This is a genomic window from Yersinia enterocolitica (assembly GCA_002082245.2).
Classification (GTDB): Bacteria; Pseudomonadota; Gammaproteobacteria; order Enterobacterales; family Enterobacteriaceae; genus Yersinia; species Yersinia enterocolitica_E.
Genome location: NBTC02000002.1, coordinates 2297457 through 2318258, shown reverse-complemented (window position 1 = coordinate 2318258; position 20802 = coordinate 2297457). Strand labels below are relative to the sequence as shown.

Sequence of the window (20802 nt, the reverse complement as noted above, 5' to 3'; positions counted from 1 at the left end):
ATTAAGAAAATATAGCCTTGTTATTAATATAGATATTATTTTCAGTATATTAACACTGGCTTTCTTTGGTCCAGTCTTCTATTAGGAGGGCTGTAGCCATTGAAAAAGCTTTGTCGTTTGTCACCAAAATGGCTCCAAGGCTGAGTGCATGGGCTGCAATTAATTGATCTAGAGCTCCCATGATATGTCCCTTTTTTTCCATTTTTGCACGTAGTTTGCCATAGCATTCTGCAGCTTCGCTATCCCACGCTTGCAGGGTTACCGAGTCCAGAAAGGCTGCTACCATCGTTTTTAGCGCTTTGTTTTGACGTTTTGCTACTCCGTAGAGCAATTCAGCTTCTGTAATACTGGAAATACAGACATCAGAAGGTTTCACGTGCTGTATGCTGAGCAAAACATTAGGATGACGTCGAAATAAATGGCTCACTGTATTGGTATCAAGCATATACATGGCGCTACTTTATCCCGTCGAATGGGTCACGGTTTGCTGTACCTTGCTGACGTTCATTGATACTCAAGAAATCAGCAGGTACGCGTGTTTTATTGATTAACTGAAGCAGTTGGCTCCAGTCATCCGGTTTAGCTGGTTGCTTCGATAAGATTATATTTCCATTTTCGTCACGGCGAATATAGACTTGATCAGTATCAAACTCGAACTCAACGGGTAACCTAACTGCCTGATTTCTACCATTTTTAAATAACTTCGCAACTCTATCCATCATTTACTCCTTGTTTCTTGGCCTATGCCTTAGCATATGCTCGTTTTTGTTCTGTGCCAAGGGCTAAATTGCTTTTCCCTAATATGTAATTTCTCACTTATCTTTTAACTCTCTTTTTGACTAATTTGTGACCGGCTTCTACTTTCCTTGCACTCACATTGGACAAGCTGCGGGGCGTTTGTATTATTACATTGAATATAAATTTAATAGTGAATATATATTCAATGCGGAGAAAAATAATGAAAAATACCCTACTGAAATCCTGTCTTACCGCAGCATTGATCTCAATGGCGGGTGTTGCTGGTGCCGCCAGTAACGGCCTGATCGCCATTATCACCCCATCCCACGATAACCCGTTCTTTAAAGCGGAGGCGGAAGGTGCTAAAGCCAAAGCGACGGAACTGGGATACACCGTACTGGTGGCTTCCCATGATGATGATGTGAACAAACAAAACCAACTGCTGGAAACTGCCATCGCTCGTAAGGCTAAAGCGATCATTCTGGATAACGCCGGATCAGATGCCACTATCGGGCCATTGAAAAAAGCCAAAGCGGCCGGTATTCCGACTTTCCTGATTGACCGTGAAATCAATGAAACCGGAATCGCAGTATCGCAAATTGTGTCGAACAATTATCAGGGTGCGCAACTCGGCGCTGAGAAATTCGTTACGTTGATGGGGGGCAAAGGCAAATATGTTGAATTGCTCGGCCGTGAGTCCGATACCAACGCTCATGTTCGTTCACAGGGTTATCACGACGTGATCGACGAACATAGCGACATGAAGATGGTTGCCCAACAGACTGCAAACTGGAGCCAGACTGAAGCATTCAACCGTATGGAGTCCATTTTGCAGGCTAACCCAGATATCACTGGGGTGATTTCCGGCAACGACACCATGGCACTCGGTGCAGAAGCGGCATTGAAAGCTGCGGGGCGTAATGATGTCATCGTCGTCGGCTTTGACGGCAGTGACTATGTTCGCGACTCCATCATCAACAAAGGCAATATCAAAGCCACTGTATTACAGCCGGGTTGGGCACAAGCTCAGATGGCGGTGGTGCAGGCTGATAAATATCTGAAAACCGGCAAAACCGGGTTGGAAGAAAAGCAACTGATGGATTGCGTATTGATTGATGAAAACAATGCCAAGAATCTGAATGTCTTTGCACTGAAACAATAATCGCGACTGAAACACCCATCTTATAATCACCGGTTATTAAAACCATGGTTTAAGAATGAGGGGCGTAATCGCCCCTCCTGACAGGAGGCAGTATGTGGTTCAGTGCCTTATCGAAAGCAGGCGGTTTGTTGGTTATCAGTACGGTGCTGGTGGCTTGTACCGTGGTTGATTTGGATGAAAACGGTAAACCGATTCTGCCAGTCGATCCTAACGCGGTGGTCAGTGACTATAACCAGCCACCGGACAAAGTCGCCTCCACCATTTGGGTGAGTAAAGTTATGCCGTTTGCCAATAGCAATGCGCTCAGTTGGCAGCAGGTAAAGCAGCAACAAAGTCAGCCAGCAGCAGGGAAAAATAGCCAAAGTCGTTTTGTTCGTTTTAACGGCAAAGTGGTGGCGGTAGACACAGAAGGGCGGGAAGGGTTGATTCGTTTGGCCATTGACGGTGATGAACAAGTGCTGCAAGTGGGGCCAATCGTCAAAGGTAATGCCATTCGTGATGCATCAACGTTTATCCGCTTCGAAGATTTTAAAAATCAGGTGCAATACGCCCAGCTCTCTAAAGCATTAAGCAAGCGTGCTTTGCAGGATGTGGCAAAACCCGATGCCAGTTGGGTCGGGCAGCAAGTCGAGGTATTGGCAGCGGTGACACTCACCCCTACCGGTCTGAGCAATGGTGTGCCGCTCAGTTTGAATAAGGAGAGCCACTAATGGATCACAGACCTGACATCGTCATGCGTGCTGAGGACATTTCAATGCGTTTTCCTGGCACATTGGCGCTAGATGCCGTCAGTTATAACGTTTATCGCGGCAAAGTGAATGTGATTATCGGCGAAAATGGCGCCGGAAAATCTACCTTAATGAAGATCTTGGCTGGGGTACAGCAACAAACATCCGGCCAAATCTACCTGAATGGTAACGCGGTGAGTATTGCCAATACTCGTGAGGCTGCGGCGCTGGGTATTGGCATGGTTCATCAGGAGCTGAACCTGTCGGAAAACCTCAATGTTGCGGAAAACATCTTTCTGGGGCGTGAGATTCAGCAAGGCTTGAAACCCATTAATCAGGCAGCGCAGGAGCTGATTGCTGAACAGTTAATGGTGCGTCTTGATCAGGTTATTTCGCCGAAAGAAATGGTATCAAACCTGAAAGTAGGCCAACAGCAATTGATTGAAATCGCCAAAGCACTGGCAGAACAGGCGGATATTCTGATTCTGGATGAGCCGACGTCGGCGTTGAGTAAAACCGAAGTTGATATCCTGTTTCGGGTTATTCGCGAACTGACGCGACAGGGTGTTTCCATCGTCTACATCTCACATCGTTTGGAAGAGTTGATGGCGATTGGTGACTACATCACTATTTTGCGTGATGGCCGTTTTCAGGCTGAAGCTGCGGTAAAAGATATTGATGTACCGTGGATTGTGCGTGAAATGCTGGGCAGTGACCCGGTTTCCAGTTTTCTTCACCCGGACCGTACATTTGGTGCGCCGATGATGGAGGTTGATAACGTCACGTTAATCAATGAATCCGGCAACACGGTAGTGAATCAGGTCTCATTGCAAGTGCGGGCGGGTGAAATTGTCGGCATCTATGGGTTGATGGGGGCCGGTCGTACCGAATTGTTTGAATGTTTGCTGGGCACGCAGCAGAGCTATCTTGGCACTATCCGGCTCAATGGCACGTCGATTAATGCCAAGACCTCAACCGCAGAGCGCATTCGTCTGGGAATGAGCCTGGTACCGGAAGACCGTAAAAAAACCGGTATTTTCCCTGTGTCATCGGTGGCCAATAACCTGACCATTTCCAGCTTATGGCGTCGGTTAAAACACAGCTTCACTATCTGGCAAGAGAGTGAGTCACAAGTGGTGGCATCGGTTATCGGGGATTTGTCGATCAAAGTCTCTTCACCGGAAGTAGAGATTCAGGCTCTCAGTGGCGGTAATCAGCAAAAGGTGGTGATAGGGCGCTCATTACTGACCAGTCCAAACATTTTGCTGTTGGATGAGCCAACGCGAGGCATTGATGTCGGTGCGAAAGCTGATGTGTTTGAAATGATGGTGAAACTCTCTGAGCAGGGGATTGGTATTTTGTTCTCAACCTCTGATCTGAAAGAGATCATGGCGGTATCTGACCGCATACTGGTGATGTCGAATGGCAAGCTGACCGCGAACTTATCCCGTCAGTCGGCCAGTGAATCGGCATTGGTTACGGCAAGTGCACAAGGGTTCGAATGATGAAAGCAACAACTGGCACTGCGTTGGCGAGTCACCGGCCCGGTGGCGCGTCGTGGTCACGGGAAAATATGCTGCTGCTTCTGCTCAAGATGCGCACCTTTATTGCCCTGTTTTTGATTCTTGGTTTCTTCTCCGTGATGGTACCGGGCTTTCTGGCGACAGGCAGCTTGATCATTATGGTGAAGCATATCGCTATCAATGCCTTCCTCGCACTGGGCATCACGTTTGTCATTATCACCGCAGGGATTGACCTCTCTATCGGGGCAACCTTGGGGTTGTGCGGCATGATTGCGGGCTGGATGATCACCCAAGGTATTGTATTACCGATGTTTGGTATTGCCATTTTCCCCAGTGTTTGGGTGGTGGTCCCGGTGGTATTGGTCATCGGAGCACTGATTGGCGCGGTCAATGGTTGGATCATAACCCGCTATAACGTCGCGCCGTTTATCTGCACCCTCGGCACCATGTATGTGGTTCGTGGTGCGGCGATGCTGATTTCTGGCGGTGAAACCTTCCCAGGCTTACAGGGCAATCCACAACTTGGAAACACCGGTTTTGATCTGCTCGGGTCCGGCACGTTACTGGGTTTGCCGATCGCTATCTGGATCATGTTCATTTTGGCTCTGGTGATTGCCTATGTAGCGCGTCGCCTACCTTTTGGTCGCCATGTCTACGCTATCGGTGATAACGAGAGAGCAGCCGAACTGTCTGGTGTCAAAGTCCGGCAGGTCAAAGTTTGGGTTTACACCATTTCCGGTTTCTGTGCGGCAATTGCCGGGATCATTGTTTCCGCTCAATTGGTGGCCAGCCACCCTGCGAACGGCAGCGGCTTTGAGATGAATGCGATAGCGGCCGTGGTATTGGGGGGAACTTCTCTGGCCGGTGGCCGTGGCACCATCCTCGGCACACTGATCGGCGCATTTGTTATCGGTATTTTGGCTGACGGGCTGGTGATGATGGGGGTCAGTGAATTCTGGCAAATGGTTATTAAAGGTATCGTAATTATTGTGGCTGTGATTATCGACCAGATGCAAAACCGTATGCAGCATAAAGCAGCAATTGTGTCGCAAAAAGCCAACGTAGTTGCGCAAGTGGGCAAAAGCGAGCAGGCATAAAGAACCCATAACGGCTAATGGGCTGATGGGGTAACACCGTGCCCTAAGCCGCAGAACACTGAAGAGGTAACGCCGGAGGAGGCTTTCCGGTCAGGCTTGATGAAAGCTATTTTTTAGCACCATCAAGAATAAATATTCGCCAATGAGTAAAAATTCAATGGCGAAGGAAAATATAAGAGAGGTAATGTCATGAATCCGTATTCACTGTCAATCGATGAGCTGGTGAGAAAGGCGCGGGCTATCCGCCGCCGGATCGTCCTGCTTAATGCGAACAGCCCCGCAGGGGGGCATACCGGTGCTGATCTTTCGCAGGTAGAGATTCTGACCGCACTCTATTTCCGCATCCTTAATTGCGCACCTGACCGGTTAACTGATCCTGAGCGCGATATCTATGTGCAATCTAAGGGCCATGCCGTTGGCGGCTATTACTGTTGTCTGGCGGAAGCGGGTTATTTCCCAGAGGAATGGTTGGCAACTTATCAACACGCTAACTCTCATCTGCCGGGCCATCCGGTAAAACACAAAACGCCGGGGATCGAATTAAATACCGGCGCGCTAGGACATGGTTTGCCGGTCGCAGTCGGGATCGCATTAGCGGCAAAACGCGCCAACAGCAAACGCCGAGTGTTTGTTCTGACCGGCGACGGTGAATTAGCCGAAGGCAGTAACTGGGAAGCGGCATTAGTGGCTGCTCACTATCAGTTAGACAATCTGATAATCATTAACGATAAAAACAAACTCCAACTGGCGGGCACCACCAAGTCAATTATGAATACCGACCCGTTGGCGGATAAATGGCGTGCATTTGGTTTAGAAGTAACGGAATGCCAGGGTAATAACATGCAATCGGTGGTGGAAACACTGGAGGCATTACAACCCAAGGGTAAACCCAATGTGGTGATTGCCAACACCGAAAAAGGTGCCGGTATCTCCTTTATTCAAGGGCGCGTGGAGTGGCACCACCGGGTGCCGAAAGGTGCTGAAATTGATCTGGCACTGGAGGAATTGAGCGATGAGTAATGCAGAACATTTGGCCTCAGTGATGGTTGAGCAGTTTATCAAAGCCGTGGATAACGGTGTTGATCTGGTTCCGGTGGTGGCTGATTCCACTTCGACGGCGAAAATCGGGCCGTTTACTGCTCGCTTCCCTGATCGTGTGGTTAACGTAGGTATTGCCGAACAAGCGATGGTCGGCACCGCCGTGGGCTTATCCATGGGCGGGAAAGTTGCAGTAACCTGTAATGCCGCGCCATTCCTGATTTCACGCTCCAATGAGCAGCTAAAAATCGATGTTTGCTACAACAATAGCAATGTTAAGTTGTTCGGTCTCAATTCTGGCGCCAGTTACGGGCCGCTGGCCAGTACTCATCACTGTATCGATGATATTTCTATCTTACGTGGTTTTGGCAATATCGAAATTTATGCTCCCTCTGACCCACAAGAGTGCCGTCAAATAATTGATTATGCTATCGCCCATCAGGGACCGGTCTATATTCGTCTGGACGGCAAATCCTTGCCACAACTCCATGATGAGCACTACCACTTTGTTCCGGGGCAGATTGATGTCTTGCAGGATGGTCAGGATATTGCTCTGGTAGCGATGGGTTCTACAGTGCATGAGGCTGTAAGCGCTGCCGCGATACTGGCGGATAACAACGTTTCTGCTGCGGTGGTCAACGTTTCTTCTATTCGTCCGTGTGATACTCAGCAACTGTTAGCCATTCTCCAGAAGAGTCAGCGGGTGATTACCATCGAAGAGCACAACATTAATGGTGGTGTGGGCAGTTTGGTGGCTGAAGTGTTGGCCGAAGCGGGCAGTGGGATCCCATTGGTGAGATTAGGTATTCCTGATGGCGGCTATGCGATTGCTGCCGACAGGGCAGATATGCGTGCCTATCATGGTTTTGATGCGGCAGGCATTGTAGCGCATGCTCTGCGGTTTTGCCGAGGAGAGTAATCATGTCAACGCCGATTATTCTGGCTATTGATGAAGGCACCACCAATGCCAAAGCCATTGCAGTGGACACTGCCGGGCAGATTCTGGCGAAGGCTTCAGTGCCTCTTCTGTTGAATCACCCAAGGCCTGGTTGGGCAGAGCAGGACCCGCTGGCTATCTGGCAGGCGGTCTCTTTGGCAATCGAAGGCTGTCTGAACCAGTTGGCAGGTGCGCGGGTGGCCGGTGTTGCCATCAGTAACCAGCGTGAGTCGGTGCTGATTTGGGAGCGGGAGACCGGCACACCACTGACGCCAGTGGTGAGTTGGCAATGTCGGCGCTCAGAGCTTTTCTGTCAAACGCTGAGCCAGTTACCGGAGGCGGCAATGATTGCCGAACGCACTGGATTGCCGATTGATCCGCTGTTTCCGGCCGCCAAGGTTCACGGCATGCTGGCAGAAATCCCACGTGGTGTGGAACGTGCGGCTCACGGTGAACTGTGCGTCGGAACCATCGACTGTTGGTTAACCTGGCAGCTCAGTGGCGGCCAAAGTTTCTCGACCGATTTCTCCAATGCAGCCCGTACCCAACTGTTTAATATTCATTCCGGCCAATGGGATCCTGACCTGCTGGCGCTATTTGGTATTCCCAGTCTTTGTCTGCCTGCGGTATTACCCTCGGCGGCTATCCACGGACATACCGGTAATCCCGGTATTATTGGCTTGCCACAGGGGATACCGATTGTGGCACAAATCGGCGACTCCCACGCTGCACTCTATGGGCAGGGCGGTGACCGTGCGGGCGAAATCAAAGCGACCTATGGTACCGGCTCTTCCCTGATGACTACCGTGAAGCAGGCGGTAACACAGAGCAATGGCCTGAGTACCACCATTGCCTGGCATGACGGTGAACTACGTTACGCCCTCGAAGGCAATATCACGCATACCGGTTCGGGGGTGGCGTGGGTTTCACGCATGCTAGGTATCACGGATTTAGCGCACTTGACCGAGATGGCGCAAAGTCAGTCAGGTAATCAGGGCGTCTATTTTGTTCCAGCCCTCTCGGGATTAGGGGCGCCTTATTGGGATAGCCAGGCTCGTGGTCTGTTCTGCGGCTTGACCGATGCTACCACCCCTGCGGTATTAGTCCGCGCCGGGTTAGAGTCGGTCGCCTACCAAATAGCCGACGTCTTTTTTGCTATGGAGCGGGCTGGCAACCATCGTCTTGAACGGCTGCGGGTAGATGGTGGAGCGACCAGCAACCGCTGGTTGATGCAATTTCAAGCCGACCTGTTGCAGCGCACGTTGATACGCAACCATACCGCCGAAGTATCGGCACTGGGGGCGGCATATTTAGGCGGGAAAACCCTTGGCTGGTGGCAGGATAACCAGCAATTAGCCGCACTTCCCCGTGAAGTGGAATACATCGAACCGCGCGCTCAAAGTGCGGAGATGCAAGATAACTATAGCCTCTGGCAAACGGCCATCGCGCGTGCGCGTTTTCAGCCGAAATAACCCACACTAGGAGTAAGCATATGTCAGCAATACCTCGTAAGTTAACTTTCGCGGTGATTATCGGCAACCGGGGGTTTTTCCCAAGCTATCTGGTGGCTGACGCGCGCCGTGATGCTCAGGCGCTGTTTGATAGACTGGGCATCAACATCATTATGCTCAATGAAGAGCAAACCCCCTTGGGGGGGGTTGAAAACTGGCGTGATGCCAACGTGTGTGCCGAGTTATTCCGTAAGCACAGCGAAGAGATCCATGGTGTAGTGGTGATTCTGCCCAACTTTGGTGATGAAAAAAGTGTCTCAGATGCTATTCGCCTTTCGGGCCTTAAAGTACCGGTATTAGTACAGGCTGAAGAAGATGCGCTGGATAAAATGGGGCTAGCGACGCGTCGCGACAGCTTCTGCGGCAAAATCTCGTTATGTAACAATCTGCGCCAATATGGCATTCCATTCACATTGACCAAGCAGCATGTTTGTAGTCTAAACAGCGAAATATTTAGCCACGACGTCGAACAATTTGTACAACTGTGCCGTGTGGTGCATGCCATGAAACGGGTGCGTGTCGGGGCTATTGGTGCTCGTCCAACTAACTTTAATACTGTGCGCTACAGCGAGAAGTTATTGGAGAATTTGGGCATTACTGTTGAAACGCTCGATTTATCCGAAGTGTTCTTCCGCGTCGCTAATCTCAGTGATAACGATATTCGTGTTGGTGAAAAACTGGCGCTGTTAAAAGCCAACGGTGACACCAGTGCCATCCCACAAGATAAGTTACACAAAATGGCGAAACTGTTTGTGGTTATCAGTGAATGGATCATCGCCAACGATATCGATACCACCGCCATGCAGTGCTGGACCTCGCTGCAACAGAATTTGGGTATCAACGTCTGTTCCATTATGAGCGTGATGTCCGGGCAACTGATGCCAAGTGCCTGTGAAGTGGATGTAATGGGGGCACTATCGATGTATGCACTGGCGAGTTGCTCACTGGCGCCGGCCTCAATTGCTGACTGGAATAATAACTTTGGCGCAGAACGTGATAAATGTGTGTTATTCCACTGTGGCAACTTTGCCAGTGAAAGTCTGGAAAGCTCAACCATGGGCACCGCTGATATTATCGGAACAACTGTAGGTTGCGAGAATACCTGTGGTGCTGTCCATGGCCGCATGAAATCCGGGCCATTGACCTATTTCCGCCTCTCTTCTGATGATTTTACCGGTCGGGTTCGGGCTTATGTCGGTGAAGGCCGTTCTGTCAGTGACGAGTTAGATACCGTGGGTTGCCGTGCGGTAGTGGAAGTGCCACAGCTGGAAAGCTTACTTACGCATATCTGTAATAATGGTTTCGAACACCATGTGGCAATGAACCATTCAGCGACGGCTCAGGTATTGCAAGAAGCATTCAGTAAGTATCTGGGAGTTGATTGTTACTGGCATGGGAAGTCGCCGCTTTAGTTTCAATGACATTATCAAATGCCGCACCAGGGAGGGCGCGGTGAATCATTATGGTGATTATTAACCGAGCACAGTCGCTTTAAAGTAAGGTTTCGGCGGTTAACCTGTCGGTAATCAATACATCAACATAGTTACCCGTCAGTGCACCACGAATGGCAGCACTTTTCCCTACCCCTCCTGCCAGCGCTACCACTCGGGGGCAGGCACGCAGTTGTGGTAGCGACATACCAATCACTGGATCTTCTTCATCGCTAAGTACCGCATCGCCAGCAGCATCAAAATAATGCAGACATAAATCACCCACGGCCCCACGCTCTGCCAGTAACTTGAGCATCTCTTCGTGATAATAGTTACCGGAGTTTCTCAATAGCTGTGATGGCTCCAGATCACCAATTCCCACCAATGCCAGATCAACTTCGGCAAATTTATTCACTACATCGGCAACTTCACCACTGGATATCAAGCGTGCGCGGTCTTCTGTCGAACGTTCAATACTTTGAGCGGGCAGCAAGTAAGCCGGACAATTTAAAATATTGGCTAATGCTTGAGTTAACAAGGTGGCTTGCACATTACCATTGGGGCCAACCCCTCCCAGTAATTGGATAACCCCGCTGGTTTTGATGTTAAGCGGATGAAGATTATCAACCATCGCCCGGATAGTGCTACTCCACGAAGAGATCCCCACCATATCGTTTGGGCGAATACTGGTTTGCATGTAATGGGCAGCAGCAGAACCAATAGCTTGCTTTATTTGGACTGGGTTGGCGTCATCAGCAATATCCACCACAATGGCCTGATCGATTCCATAGTGTTTTTGAATCCGTGATTCGATACCAATAAACATATTGGCAGGCTGAATCACGCTGATTTTCACCACTCCTTCTTTAACGCAGCGGGTGATCGCTCGGGAGACAAAAGATTGAGATAAATGCAGGCTGTCAGCAATTTCAGATTGCTTCATACCTTCGCTGTAATACAGCGTGGCTATTTTCACCAGCAACCGTTGCTCATCTTGTCTCGACATGGTTCCGTCCCGCTAATTATCTGATGCTGGTATTTTTATTCAAAGCTGAATAAATAACAAGCTGTACCGAATTTTAACGTCAGAGAGGCTGTACAAACAAACTGATACCCCTATGACCCCGAGTTACGGGGCGTTAGGTGTGTCTGTTGCAGACGATTCCTCTGTTTTTTCTACTTCTTCTTGTTGGTCAGGAGGCGGCATAACATCGTGGATCATTTGCTCGTCAAAGCTAGGGTTCAGCGCTGGTGACAGTGGGGAACTGACCAGGCTGTCCGGTATTGCCATGTGTGGAACCGGGGCATCGTTAACGAATTCGTCCTGATCTTGTTTCACCGTTCTGCTCAGTGTTATCAGGCTCACACCACACAGTACGAAGAATGCATATAGAATATTGCCACCCAATGGCTGAATCAGGGCACCTACAGCGAGCGGCCCAATACTGGCGCCAACGCCAAATGACATCAGTAAGCATGCCGCCAGTGACACTCGCCGCTCTGGTGCAATCAGGTCATTAGCCAGAGCGACCACCAGTGGGTAGAGGGTGAACTGCAACATGCTGACGACAAACCCCAGACCCAGTAAAAAATGGAACGAGATATGGGGCACCAGGGCCAGCGGCAGTGCAGTTAATGCCAGTAATAATGCGTTAATACGGATCAGTAGCGTGCGGTTATAGCGATCGGACAACCAACTGAGAGGAAGTTGGGCCACTAAACCGGCAAAGATAGATAATGCCATAAACAGGCCGGTCTCCTGCGTTGATAGCGATTGCAGGCTGGCATAGACCGGTGCCAGACCATAGAAGGAGCCGACAATCATGCCAATTACCAAAGTTGATGCCAGTATTTTGGGAATTGAACTGATAAAGAATTTCAGCTCCATAGGGGCTGGGGACATTTGTTGGGCATTACTGCGCGTTGTTAGGGCTACAGGCACCAGGCAAAGGGCAAAAAATAGCGCAATAATCATCAGGGTGCTCAGACCCAACTCAGGTTGGAGCATTAATACCACCTGACCTAACGCCATACCGGCATAGGTTGCAGCCATATAAACACCAAACACGATACCGCGTTGATTAGAGGCTGCCTGATCATTGAGCCAACTTTCCAGCACCATAAACTGACACATCATACAGAGGCCAATAATCAAGCGCAGAACTACCCATGCGGGGATGTATTCAGTAAGTCCATGGCTTAACACGGCTGCCGTGATAATACCGGCACAGGCGACATAAGCGCGAATATGGCCTACGCGGGCAATCAGAAAATGGCCAACCTTGCCACCGATCACCAGACCAATATAATTTGCGGCAATAATTGCCCCAATTAATGCACCTGAGACATGGATGGCGGTCAACCTTAGCGAAATATAGGTCGTCAATAAGCCTGAACCCAGCAACATCAAAACGGTTGCACTATAAAGTGGGAAAAAGGCGTTAAGCGTTTTTTTCACTATCTCGTCCTTAGTTCATCATCCCGGATAACTATCCAGTACCCCTGATGCAACTTGCCGCATCCTACGTTGCCGATAAATTCAAACAGCCCTTTTGATACTAACAGCTAAGCCTGTGAGGTAAAGCTTTGTACGGGAAAGCGCTTTTTTTCATTCCTCCTTGCGAGAGGTTTCGCATAACTGACAGTGGTTGTCGTTACGGGCTAAAGAAGTGCTACTATCGGCGGCGGGAGATTTTATTAGAGTAGGGGGCAACAATGAGCGAGAAACAATTACGCCAGCTCAGTATTGCAATCGGGAATAAGCTAAAGGCCCGTGGTGCCTGGGTGACCTGTGCTGAGTCCTGTACAGGGGGTTGGGTGGCCAAAGCATTAACTGATATTGCGGGGAGTTCAGCGTACTTTGACCGTGGTTTCGTGACATACAGTAATGCAGCCAAACACGATTTGCTCGGTGTGGACGAAATCACGTTAGCAAATTATGGTGCTGTGAGTGAAGCCGTAGTACGAGAGATGGCGCTCGGAGCATTGAGAGAAGCGAATGCTGACTTCGCGGTATCTATTAGTGGCATTGCCGGGCCTGATGGTGGCAGTGCGGATAAACCGGTTGGTACGGTATGGTTTGCTTTCGCGGCACGTGAAGGGCAGATTTTGGCATGCAAACAGATTTTCCCCGGTGATCGCGATGCAGTAAGGCTGCAAGCGGCTGTTTTCGCGCTACAAACACTATTCGATGATTTTCTGTAAAAATAGGCTTGATACTGTATGATTGTACAGTATAATTAGCGGTAATTTCCTGCATAAAACAACATTCAGTGGTAATGGTAGGGGTAACCCCTGCATACCAGAGAGGGAGTAAAAATGGCTATTGATGAGAATAAACAAAAGGCGTTAGCAGCAGCACTGGGCCAAATTGAAAAACAATTCGGTAAAGGCTCTATTATGCGCCTTGGCGAAGACCGCTCAATGGATGTTGAAACCATCTCTACCGGTTCCCTTTCTCTTGATATCGCATTGGGAGCCGGTGGCTTGCCAATGGGGCGTATTGTTGAGATTTATGGTCCTGAGTCATCAGGTAAAACAACGCTAACGTTACAGGTTATTGCTTCCGCACAGCGTGAAGGCAAGACTTGTGCATTTATCGATGCTGAGCATGCTCTTGACCCAATTTATGCCAAAAAATTAGGTGTAGATATTGATAACCTGCTTTGTTCTCAGCCAGATACTGGTGAGCAAGCATTGGAAATCTGTGATGCATTGACTCGTTCTGGTGCTGTTGACGTTATCATCGTTGACTCGGTTGCTGCATTGACGCCTAAAGCCGAGATTGAAGGCGAAATCGGTGACTCTCACATGGGCCTTGCGGCACGTATGATGAGCCAGGCTATGCGTAAGCTGGCGGGTAACTTGAAGAATGCGAATACCTTACTGATCTTCATTAACCAGATTCGTATGAAGATCGGCGTTATGTTTGGTAACCCTGAAACTACCACCGGTGGTAACGCACTTAAATTTTACGCGTCTGTGCGTTTGGATATTCGCCGTATTGGCGCAGTAAAAGAAGGCGATGTAGTTGTTGGTAGCGAAACTCGCGTTAAAGTTGTGAAAAACAAAATTGCAGCGCCATTTAAACAAGCTGAATTCCAGATTCTGTACGGTGAAGGCATCAATATTAACGGCGAACTCGTTGATTTGGGTGTTAAACACAAACTGATTGAGAAAGCAGGTGCATGGTATAGCTACAACGGCGACAAAATTGGTCAAGGTAAAGCGAATGCCAGCAACTATTTAAAAGAAAACCCAGCGGTTGCGGCAGAGTTGGATAAAAAACTGCGTGAAATGCTACTTAACGGTGGGAACGGCGAACAACCTGTAGCAACAGCAGCATTTGCCGATGAGACTGATGAAACTAGCGAAGAGTTTTAATTAATAAGGTTAAAACAGCGCGTTAGTATCAGCAGATTAAGTAGTTAACAAGCGGCCCATTAATTGGGCCGCTTGAGTAAGTAAATAGCAATTCGTATTCAGCTCTCCACTCCTGCTCATATCCAAAATAATCAGAGCCCGTACCTACCTGCAACGCCGAGAGAGAAGGCTGTTACCCAAAATAATTTGATTACAGCAAGGTAGCCAACGAATGAGTTCCGATGAACTGACCCTTGTCAGTAATTCGGGCGAGTGAGAGCCGCTAACACAGCAGTAACCTCAAGTAAGAAGGGTATATGAATGACCTGTTAAGCCGTGCCATGAGATTACTCTCTCAGCGTGATCATAGTGAATCGGAGTTGCGCCGTAAGCTTGCAGCCCAGCCTTTTTCGGCAAAAGGGAATTGGGGTAGGCGCACCAGCGGTGAAAATAGCAAACCTGTCGAAGATATTGATCCTCAAGCTATCGAACAAGTTATTGCTTATTGCTATCAACACGATTGGTTAGACGATTCCCGCTTTGCCACCAGTTATATTAATAGCCGTAGTCGGAAAGGATATGGGGCACAGCGCATCCGTTCGGAATTGATGCAAAAAGGGGTCGATAAAGAACTAATTCAAGCTGCTTTTGAAATCAGTGAAATCGACTGGTGTCTGCTCGCAAAAGAAGTCGCACAGCGTAAATTTAGTGAAACTTTACCTCTTGAGTGGAAAGAAAAGGCGAAAGTTCAGCGTTATCTCCTCTATCGTGGCTTCTTCCAAGAAGAAATTCAGTCGATTTACAATGATTTTGTCGAATGAATGCACGCGGGATTTTACTTCCCCTCGAAGAAAATTTATCTTATTCCCACTTTTTGTTCGTGAGCTTACCCACTGCGTTATCAATAATTGATGCGCAATATGCTTGCGGGCCATTCTTTTAGCTTGTTTCCGGGGCAATTATGAGCAAGAGCACCGCTGAGATTCGTCAAGCGTTTCTCGATTTCTTCCATAGCAAGGGACACCAGGTTGTATCAAGCAGCTCTTTGGTTCCCAATAATGACCCGACGCTGTTGTTTACCAATGCGGGGATGAACCAGTTCAAGGACGTTTTCTTAGGTTTGGATAAACGGGCCTATTCTCGTGCAACGACCTCTCAACGTTGTGTGCGTGCAGGTGGTAAGCATAACGATCTGGAAAACGTAGGTTATACCGCGCGTCATCACACATTTTTCGAAATGTTGGGTAACTTCAGCTTTGGTGATTATTTCAAACATGATGCTATCAGTTTCGCTTGGGAATTATTGACCAGCGAACAGTGGTTTAACTTACCAAAAGAAAAACTTTGGGTAACCGTCTACGAAACCGATGATGAAGCCTATGAAATCTGGGCTAACGACGTTGGTGTTCCTCGTGAACGTATCATTCGTATCGGTGATAACAAAGGTGGTGCTTTTGCGTCAGATAACTTCTGGCAAATGGGTGATACCGGTCCATGTGGTCCATGCACAGAGATTTTCTTTGATCATGGTGACCATATCTGGGGCGGACCTCCTGGGTCGGCAGAAGAAGATGGCGATCGCTATATTGAGATCTGGAATCTCGTCTTCATGCAGTTTAACCGCCAGTCAGATGGCACTATGCTGCCATTGCCTAAGCCCTCGGTTGATACCGGTATGGGGCTTGAGCGTATTGCTGCGGTATTACAACACGTTAATTCTAACTATGAGATTGACCTGTTCCGCGATTTGATTAAAGCGGTGGCGCAAGCCACTGGTGCAACCGATCTTTCCAGCAAGTCGCTGCGTGTCATCGCTGACCATATTCGATCTTGTGCCTTCCTGATTTCTGATGGGGTTATCCCGTCAAATGAAAACCGTGGTTATGTTTTGCGTCGTATTATTCGCCGCGCTATTCGCCATGGCAACATGTTGGGGGCTAAAGAGACTTTCTTCTACAAATTAGTTGCTCCGTTGATTGCCGTGATGGGATCTGCTGCTGCTGAATTGAAACAACAGCAGGCGATGGTTGAACAAGTTCTGAAAACTGAAGAAGAGCAGTTTGCGCGCACCTTAGAGCGTGGCTTAGCCCTGCTGGATGAAGAGCTCAGTAAATTGACCGGTGACACCCTCGACGGTGAGACGGCTTTCCGCTTATATGATACTTACGGCTTCCCGGTTGATTTAACTGCTGATGTTTGTCGTGAGCGTAATCTGAAAGTGGATGAAGCTGGTTTTGAACAAGCGATGGAAGCTCAGCGTCGTCGTGCCCGCGAATCCAGTGGTTTTGGTGCAGATTATAATAGTATGATCCGTGTTGATAGCGCGAGCCAGTTCTCGGGTTATGACCATGTTCATCAACAAGCTACCGTTACCGCATTGTTCCGCAACGGGGTAGCCGTTGATGAAATTAATGCCGGTGAAGAGGCAGTTGTTGTCTTGAATCAAACACCATTTTATGGTGAGTCTGGTGGTCAGGTTGGTGACAAAGGCGAACTTAAAAATGCTACCTCCACCTTCGTGGTTGCGGACACTCAGAAATACGGTCAGGCTATCGGTCACTTGGGGCAATTGACTCAAGGCACTCTGCGAGTTAACCACAGTATTGATGCTCAGGTTGACGTCGCACGTCGTAATCGCATTCGGTTGAACCACTCCGCAACCCATTTACTGCATGCGGCATTGCGTAAAACGCTGGGTGAGCACGTAGCTCAGAAAGGCTCGTTAGTTAACGACAAGTATTTGCGTTTTGACTTCTCTCATTTTGAAGCGATGAAGCCAGAACAAATTCGTCAGGTAGAAGATCTGGTCAACGAGCAGATTCGCCGTAACTTGCCAGTCCAGACAGAAGTGATGGAACTGGATGCGGCCAAAGAAAAAGGGGCGATGGCCCTGTTTGGTGAGAAGTATGACGACCAGGTACGAGTATTAACCATGGGCGATTTCTCAACTGAGCTGTGTGGCGGTATTCACGCCAGCCGCACTGGTGATATTGGCTTGTTCCGCATCCTGTCTGAATCAGGTACGGCGGCAGGTATCCGCCGTATCGAGGCAGTCACAGGAGAGGGGGCTATTGCACTGCTACACCAGCAAACTGACCTGCTGGCGGATGTTGCTCATCTGGTGAAGGGTGATACCCATAATTTGGCAGATAAAGTCCGTGCCGTGTTAGATCGCAGTAAACTGCTGGAACGTGAACTCCAGCAACTGAAAGATCAACAAGCCGCTCAAGAAAGTGCGTCATTGTCATCAAGTGCGAAATTGGTTAACGGTGTGAAGTTACTCGTTAGTCAGTTAGACAATGTTGAACCAAAAATGCTGCGTACCATGGTTGATGATCTTAAAAATCAACTGGGGTCGGCCATTATTGTGCTGGCAACAACAGCGGATGATAAGGTCAGCCTGATTGTTGGTGTAACCAAAGATCTTACCGGAAAAGTAAAAGCAGGTGAGTTAATCGCAGATATTGCCCTGCAAGTGGGCGGTAAAGGCGGTGGACGGCCTGATATGGCACAAGCGGGTGGTACTGATGTTCTGGCATTGCCAGCGGCATTGGCAAGCGTAGACGCTTGGGTAGCTTCCCGGTTATAAGCAAGTAATGACCTATTAAATCAATACGCCATATCTCTATGCTGGGTATGGCGTTTTTCAATTTTCATGTCATAGTTCGAAAACAAAGTTAAACGCAAAGTTGTTTGCTTCAGCTAAACTTGTATTAGTTAGATACTCGACCAAGCTACTTACATTTTATGTGAATGTGATGGCTTACGTTTTCACGGTGTATGATGGATAATGGCGGGGAAACTGAGAGACCCGACTCTTTTAATTTTTCAAGGAGCAAAGAATGCTTATTCTGACTCGTCGAGTTGGTGAAACACTCATGATTGGCGATGAGGTTACGGTTACTGTATTAGGGGTTAAAGGCAACCAAGTTCGAATTGGTGTAAATGCTCCGAAAGAGGTTTCTGTTCACCGTGAAGAGATCTACCAGCGCATCCAAGCAGAAAAGTCTCAACCGACGACTTACTGATTTTGAAGCAGCGTCTCGTGTTATACGAGACGCTACTGCTGTCTATTCTCCTCAGTTCTGCTGTTTTATCTCCTTTTAACCTTCTTCTCCCTGTAATAATTTTCTATTTTCAATCTCTTTAATTGGCCGCTGGTGAGAGTTTTATTTTTTCCTCTATCGAATTACGCCGCAATAAACACTATCTTGCCTGTTGATAAAACACTCTTTTTGACGTCAAACTGGTCATGTTGTGTGTGAATTGTGCAAATGAACGTGAGTTGGGAAAAATTGTTTGACTTATAAGTGCGGGAAAGTAATATGTGCGCCACGCAGTGCCGATGAGCTTCTTCAAAAGCAAGTCAGGCACAATTCGAAAGAAGCGTATGGTGAGGTGGCCGAGAGGCTGAAGGCGCTCCCCTGCTAAGGGAGTATACGGTCAAAAGCTGTATCGAGGGTTCGAATCCCTCCCTCACCGCCATTTACTATGCACCCATAGCTCAGCTGGATAGAGTACTCGGCTACGAACCGAGCGGTCGGAAGTTCGAATCTTCCTGGGTGCACCATATTTTGCAGTATGGTGAAATAGTCAAATGAACATCAGGTAGTGTCAAAGAATTAATTGCACCCATAGCTCAGCTGGATAGAGTACTCGGCTACGAACCGAGCGGTCGGAAGTTCGAATCTTCCTGGGTGCACCATCTTCTAGGTCATACATCTTGTTGTTAAGTTTCACTTGCTGAAACGCCTCCGTAAAATTAGAAATAAAAATCGCACCCATAGCTCAGCTGGATAGAGTACTCGGCTACGAACCGAGCGGTCGGAAGTTCGAATCTTCCTGGGTGCACCATATTAAGAAACCTCGCTACGGCGGGGTTTTCTGCTTTTTAGCAGCAGATAATTCGTAGAACCGAGCGGTTGGAAGTTCGAGCCGAGCGCAGCGAGACAACGTTGCTTTAGCAACGGCCCGTAGGGCGAGGCGTAAGCCGAGTCATCTTCCTGGGTGCACCATATTAAGAAACCTCGCTACGGCGGGGTTTTCTGCTTTTTAGTTTTTGCTTCATGTTCCCTATAGCCCAGCAAAACGAAATACCTGAATTCTCTTATCTCGTAATCAACGCTTCAACTCATTGGTTTCTTCTATATCAAATAGCAACTTTATTAAGCTGAATTTATTATTTATCAAGTAAATTCATGCAATTATACAGTAAGCGACAATTTAGTTAGTTTGCGATAAAGTAGCTTTTCATTTATTCCTAGGCGCGGGGCCACGATGTACGATCGCTACGAAGGCCTGATTTTTGATATGGATGGCACCATTCTGGACACTGAGTCCACACATCGTCAGGCCTGGCGTCAGGTGCTAACGCCTTATGGTATGCATTTCGATGATCAAGCGATGGTGGCTTTGAATGGCGCACCGACTTGGCGAATTGCCCAGGCAATCATCGCTAATCATCAATCTGATTTGGATCCTCATTTATTGGCCACTGAGAAAACAGCATTAGTGAAGACGATGCTGTTGGATAATGTGAAGCCTCTACCGCTCATAGACGTGGTTAAAGCCTATCATGGGCGTATACCTATGGCTGTAGGGACAGGAAGCGAGCATGCTATGGCAGAGATGCTCTTGTGTCATCTGGGTCTGCGCGGTTATTTCGCGGCCGTTGTCGGTGCTGATGATGTCACCAAACATAAACCAGAGCCTGAGACATTTTTACGCTGTGCGCAGTTACTCGGCGTGCAGCCAGATAAATGTGTCGTCTTCGAAGATGCTGACTTTGGTGTTGAAGCGGCTAAAAGGGCCAATATGGCAATAGTTGATGTGCGCCTGTTGTGAGTAGTACGCTAGCTATTGCTTCTTTATTCGGGAGTAGCTTCCTCAGTGCGACGCTCTTACCCGGAAATTCTGAAATTCTGTTAGTCACTCTATTAACGGCAGGTAGTGCGCCGGCAATGATGCTGGTGTTATCTGCCACTGTCGGAAATACCCTTGGGGGGCTAACAAATGTTGTTATAGGACGTTTATTACCGGAGCTAAAGCCACAGCGGGGGATGAGTACAGCATTAGGCTGGCTCCAACGTTTTGGCCCAGCGGCTTTGTTATTGAGCTGGCTACCGATAGTGGGCGATTTGATGTGTGTGTTGGCAGGCTGGTTGCGAATGCCCTGGGGTCTTGTGGCTTTTTTTCTGTGTTTGGGAAAAGCATTACGTTATATCGTATTAACGGTAATTACGTTGCAAGGAATCGCCTGGTGGCAGTAAAGAATGT

19 protein-coding genes, 4 tRNA genes and 1 other RNA gene are annotated in these 20802 nt (G+C 48.5%); 20 read left to right on the top strand and 4 right to left on the bottom strand.

Translation table 11 applies throughout. The annotated features are described in order from the left end of the window. Positions 1-49: 49 nt before the first annotated feature. Both A6J66_012115 and A6J66_012110 read right to left on the bottom strand, forming a co-directional pair. On the bottom strand, positions 50-451 hold the full coding sequence (locus A6J66_012115) for a PIN domain-containing protein (protein ID PNM24861.1): 402 nt from the start codon (positions 449-451) through the stop codon (positions 50-52). Between the two features lie 4 nt (positions 452-455). After that, positions 456-719: an AbrB/MazE/SpoVT family DNA-binding domain-containing protein gene (locus A6J66_012110; protein PNM24860.1), complete on the bottom strand. Its 264-nt coding sequence runs from the start codon at positions 717-719 to the stop codon at positions 456-458. A 206-nt stretch (positions 720-925) separates the two neighbouring features. Here A6J66_012110 and A6J66_012105 point away from each other — a divergent pair, with 206 nt between their 5' ends. The 8 genes from A6J66_012105 to A6J66_012070 all read left to right on the top strand — a co-directional run bounded on the left by A6J66_012105 (position 926) and on the right by A6J66_012070 (position 10146). Next, positions 926-1900 (top strand): D-ribose ABC transporter substrate-binding protein, encoded by a 975-nt coding sequence (locus A6J66_012105; GenBank protein PNM26988.1) that lies wholly within the window; start codon positions 926-928, stop codon positions 1898-1900. 92 nt (positions 1901-1992) lie between these two features. Then, on the top strand, positions 1993-2610 hold the full coding sequence (locus tag A6J66_012100) for a DUF2291 domain-containing protein (GenBank protein ID PNM24859.1): 618 nt from the start codon (positions 1993-1995) through the stop codon (positions 2608-2610). Beyond that, positions 2610-4133 (top strand): sugar ABC transporter ATP-binding protein, encoded by a 1524-nt coding sequence (locus tag A6J66_012095; protein PNM24858.1) that lies wholly within the window; start codon positions 2610-2612, stop codon positions 4131-4133. The genes A6J66_012100 and A6J66_012095 overlap by 1 nt, the downstream gene beginning before the upstream one ends. Further along, positions 4130-5248, top strand: a complete 1119-nt coding sequence (locus A6J66_012090) for an ABC transporter permease (GenBank protein ID PNM24857.1) — start codon at positions 4130-4132, stop codon at positions 5246-5248. Before A6J66_012095 ends, A6J66_012090 begins: the two co-directional genes overlap by 4 nt. 189 nt (positions 5249-5437) lie before the next feature. Next, positions 5438-6268, top strand: coding sequence for a transketolase (locus tag A6J66_012085; GenBank protein ID PNM24856.1), 831 nt, complete (start codon positions 5438-5440; stop codon positions 6266-6268). Next, positions 6261-7205, top strand: a complete 945-nt coding sequence (locus A6J66_012080; protein ID PNM24855.1) for a transketolase — start codon at positions 6261-6263, stop codon at positions 7203-7205. The genes A6J66_012085 and A6J66_012080 overlap by 8 nt, the downstream gene beginning before the upstream one ends. A gap of 2 nt (positions 7206-7207) precedes the next feature. Then, positions 7208-8695 (top strand): glycerol kinase, encoded by a 1488-nt coding sequence (locus A6J66_012075; GenBank protein ID PNM24854.1) that lies wholly within the window; start codon positions 7208-7210, stop codon positions 8693-8695. Between the two features lie 20 nt (positions 8696-8715). Further along, positions 8716-10146 carry a fucose isomerase gene (locus A6J66_012070; protein ID PNM24853.1) on the top strand — a complete coding sequence of 477 codons (1431 nt, stop codon included), beginning with the start codon at positions 8716-8718 and terminating at the stop codon, positions 10144-10146. A 79-nt stretch (positions 10147-10225) separates the two neighbouring features. On the opposite strand, the gene A6J66_012065 is transcribed toward A6J66_012070, so the two are convergent. Next, positions 10226-11170, bottom strand: a complete 945-nt coding sequence (locus A6J66_012065) for a sugar-binding transcriptional regulator (GenBank protein ID PNM24852.1) — start codon at positions 11168-11170, stop codon at positions 10226-10228. 123 nt (positions 11171-11293) lie between these two features. Beyond that, on the bottom strand, positions 11294-12622 hold the full coding sequence (locus tag A6J66_012060) for an MFS transporter (GenBank protein PNM24851.1): 1329 nt from the start codon (positions 12620-12622) through the stop codon (positions 11294-11296). A gap of 257 nt (positions 12623-12879) precedes the next feature. On the opposite strand from A6J66_012060, the gene A6J66_012055 reads away from it, so the two are divergent. From A6J66_012055 to A6J66_012000, 12 genes are all read left to right on the top strand, one after another. Next, positions 12880-13368, top strand: coding sequence for a hypothetical protein (locus A6J66_012055; protein PNM24850.1), 489 nt, complete (start codon positions 12880-12882; stop codon positions 13366-13368). 114 nt (positions 13369-13482) lie between these two features. After that, the gene (recA, locus tag A6J66_012050) at positions 13483-14547 is read left to right on the top strand and encodes a recombinase RecA (GenBank protein PNM24849.1); all 1065 of its coding nucleotides are present in this window, start codon (positions 13483-13485) and stop codon (positions 14545-14547) included. A gap of 296 nt (positions 14548-14843) precedes the next feature. Further along, a complete protein-coding gene (locus A6J66_012045; GenBank protein PNM24848.1) occupies positions 14844-15347 on the top strand; it encodes a recombination regulator RecX in 504 nt (167 codons plus the stop codon). A gap of 140 nt (positions 15348-15487) precedes the next feature. Next, a complete protein-coding gene (locus tag A6J66_012040) occupies positions 15488-18115 on the top strand; it encodes an alanine--tRNA ligase (GenBank protein ID PNM24847.1) in 2628 nt (875 codons plus the stop codon). 253 nt (positions 18116-18368) lie between these two features. Beyond that, positions 18369-18554, top strand: coding sequence for a carbon storage regulator (gene csrA / locus A6J66_012035; protein PNM24846.1), 186 nt, complete (start codon positions 18369-18371; stop codon positions 18552-18554). Between the two features lie 364 nt (positions 18555-18918). Continuing rightward, positions 18919-19011 (top strand) — tRNA-Ser (locus tag A6J66_012030). Positions 19012-19019: 8 nt separating this feature from the next. Beyond that, positions 19020-19096, top strand: a tRNA-Arg gene (locus A6J66_012025). Between the two features lie 58 nt (positions 19097-19154). Next, positions 19155-19231: transfer RNA gene (locus A6J66_012020), tRNA-Arg, on the top strand. Between the two features lie 72 nt (positions 19232-19303). Then, positions 19304-19380, top strand: a tRNA-Arg gene (locus tag A6J66_012015). Between the two features lie 27 nt (positions 19381-19407). Beyond that, positions 19408-19541, top strand: a non-coding RNA gene (locus A6J66_012010) — RtT sRNA. Between the two features lie 262 nt (positions 19542-19803). Further along, positions 19804-20370: a fructose-1-phosphate/6-phosphogluconate phosphatase gene (locus A6J66_012005; protein ID PNM24845.1), complete on the top strand. Its 567-nt coding sequence runs from the start codon at positions 19804-19806 to the stop codon at positions 20368-20370. Then, positions 20367-20795, top strand: coding sequence for a DedA family protein (locus A6J66_012000; GenBank protein PNM24844.1), 429 nt, complete (start codon positions 20367-20369; stop codon positions 20793-20795). The genes A6J66_012005 and A6J66_012000 overlap by 4 nt, the downstream gene beginning before the upstream one ends. Positions 20796-20802: the final 7 nt, after the last annotated feature.

Bases quoted from the DNA above. Each gene is read 5' to 3' on its own strand.
- A6J66_012115 (PNM24861.1), bottom strand. From the start codon at position 451: ATGTATATGCTTGATACCAATACAGTGAGCCATTTATTTCGACGTCAT.
- A6J66_012110 (PNM24860.1), bottom strand. From the start codon at position 719: ATGGATAGAGTTGCGAAGTTATTTAAAAATGGTAGAAATCAGGCAGTT.
- A6J66_012100 (PNM24859.1), top strand. From the start codon at position 1,993: ATGTGGTTCAGTGCCTTATCGAAAGCAGGCGGTTTGTTGGTTATCAGT.
- A6J66_012095 (PNM24858.1), top strand. From the start codon at position 2,610: ATGGATCACAGACCTGACATCGTCATGCGTGCTGAGGACATTTCAATG.
- A6J66_012090 (PNM24857.1), top strand. From the start codon at position 4,130: ATGATGAAAGCAACAACTGGCACTGCGTTGGCGAGTCACCGGCCCGGT.
- A6J66_012085 (PNM24856.1), top strand. From the start codon at position 5,438: ATGAATCCGTATTCACTGTCAATCGATGAGCTGGTGAGAAAGGCGCGG.
- A6J66_012080 (PNM24855.1), top strand. From the start codon at position 6,261: ATGAGTAATGCAGAACATTTGGCCTCAGTGATGGTTGAGCAGTTTATC.
- A6J66_012075 (PNM24854.1), top strand. From the start codon at position 7,208: ATGTCAACGCCGATTATTCTGGCTATTGATGAAGGCACCACCAATGCC.
- A6J66_012070 (PNM24853.1), top strand. From the start codon at position 8,716: ATGTCAGCAATACCTCGTAAGTTAACTTTCGCGGTGATTATCGGCAAC.
- A6J66_012065 (PNM24852.1), bottom strand. From the start codon at position 11,170: ATGTCGAGACAAGATGAGCAACGGTTGCTGGTGAAAATAGCCACGCTG.
- A6J66_012055 (PNM24850.1), top strand. From the start codon at position 12,880: ATGAGCGAGAAACAATTACGCCAGCTCAGTATTGCAATCGGGAATAAG.
- recA (PNM24849.1), top strand. From the start codon at position 13,483: ATGGCTATTGATGAGAATAAACAAAAGGCGTTAGCAGCAGCACTGGGC.
- A6J66_012045 (PNM24848.1), top strand. From the start codon at position 14,844: ATGAATGACCTGTTAAGCCGTGCCATGAGATTACTCTCTCAGCGTGAT.
- A6J66_012040 (PNM24847.1), top strand. From the start codon at position 15,488: ATGAGCAAGAGCACCGCTGAGATTCGTCAAGCGTTTCTCGATTTCTTC.
- csrA (PNM24846.1), top strand. From the start codon at position 18,369: ATGCTTATTCTGACTCGTCGAGTTGGTGAAACACTCATGATTGGCGAT.
- A6J66_012005 (PNM24845.1), top strand. From the start codon at position 19,804: ATGTACGATCGCTACGAAGGCCTGATTTTTGATATGGATGGCACCATT.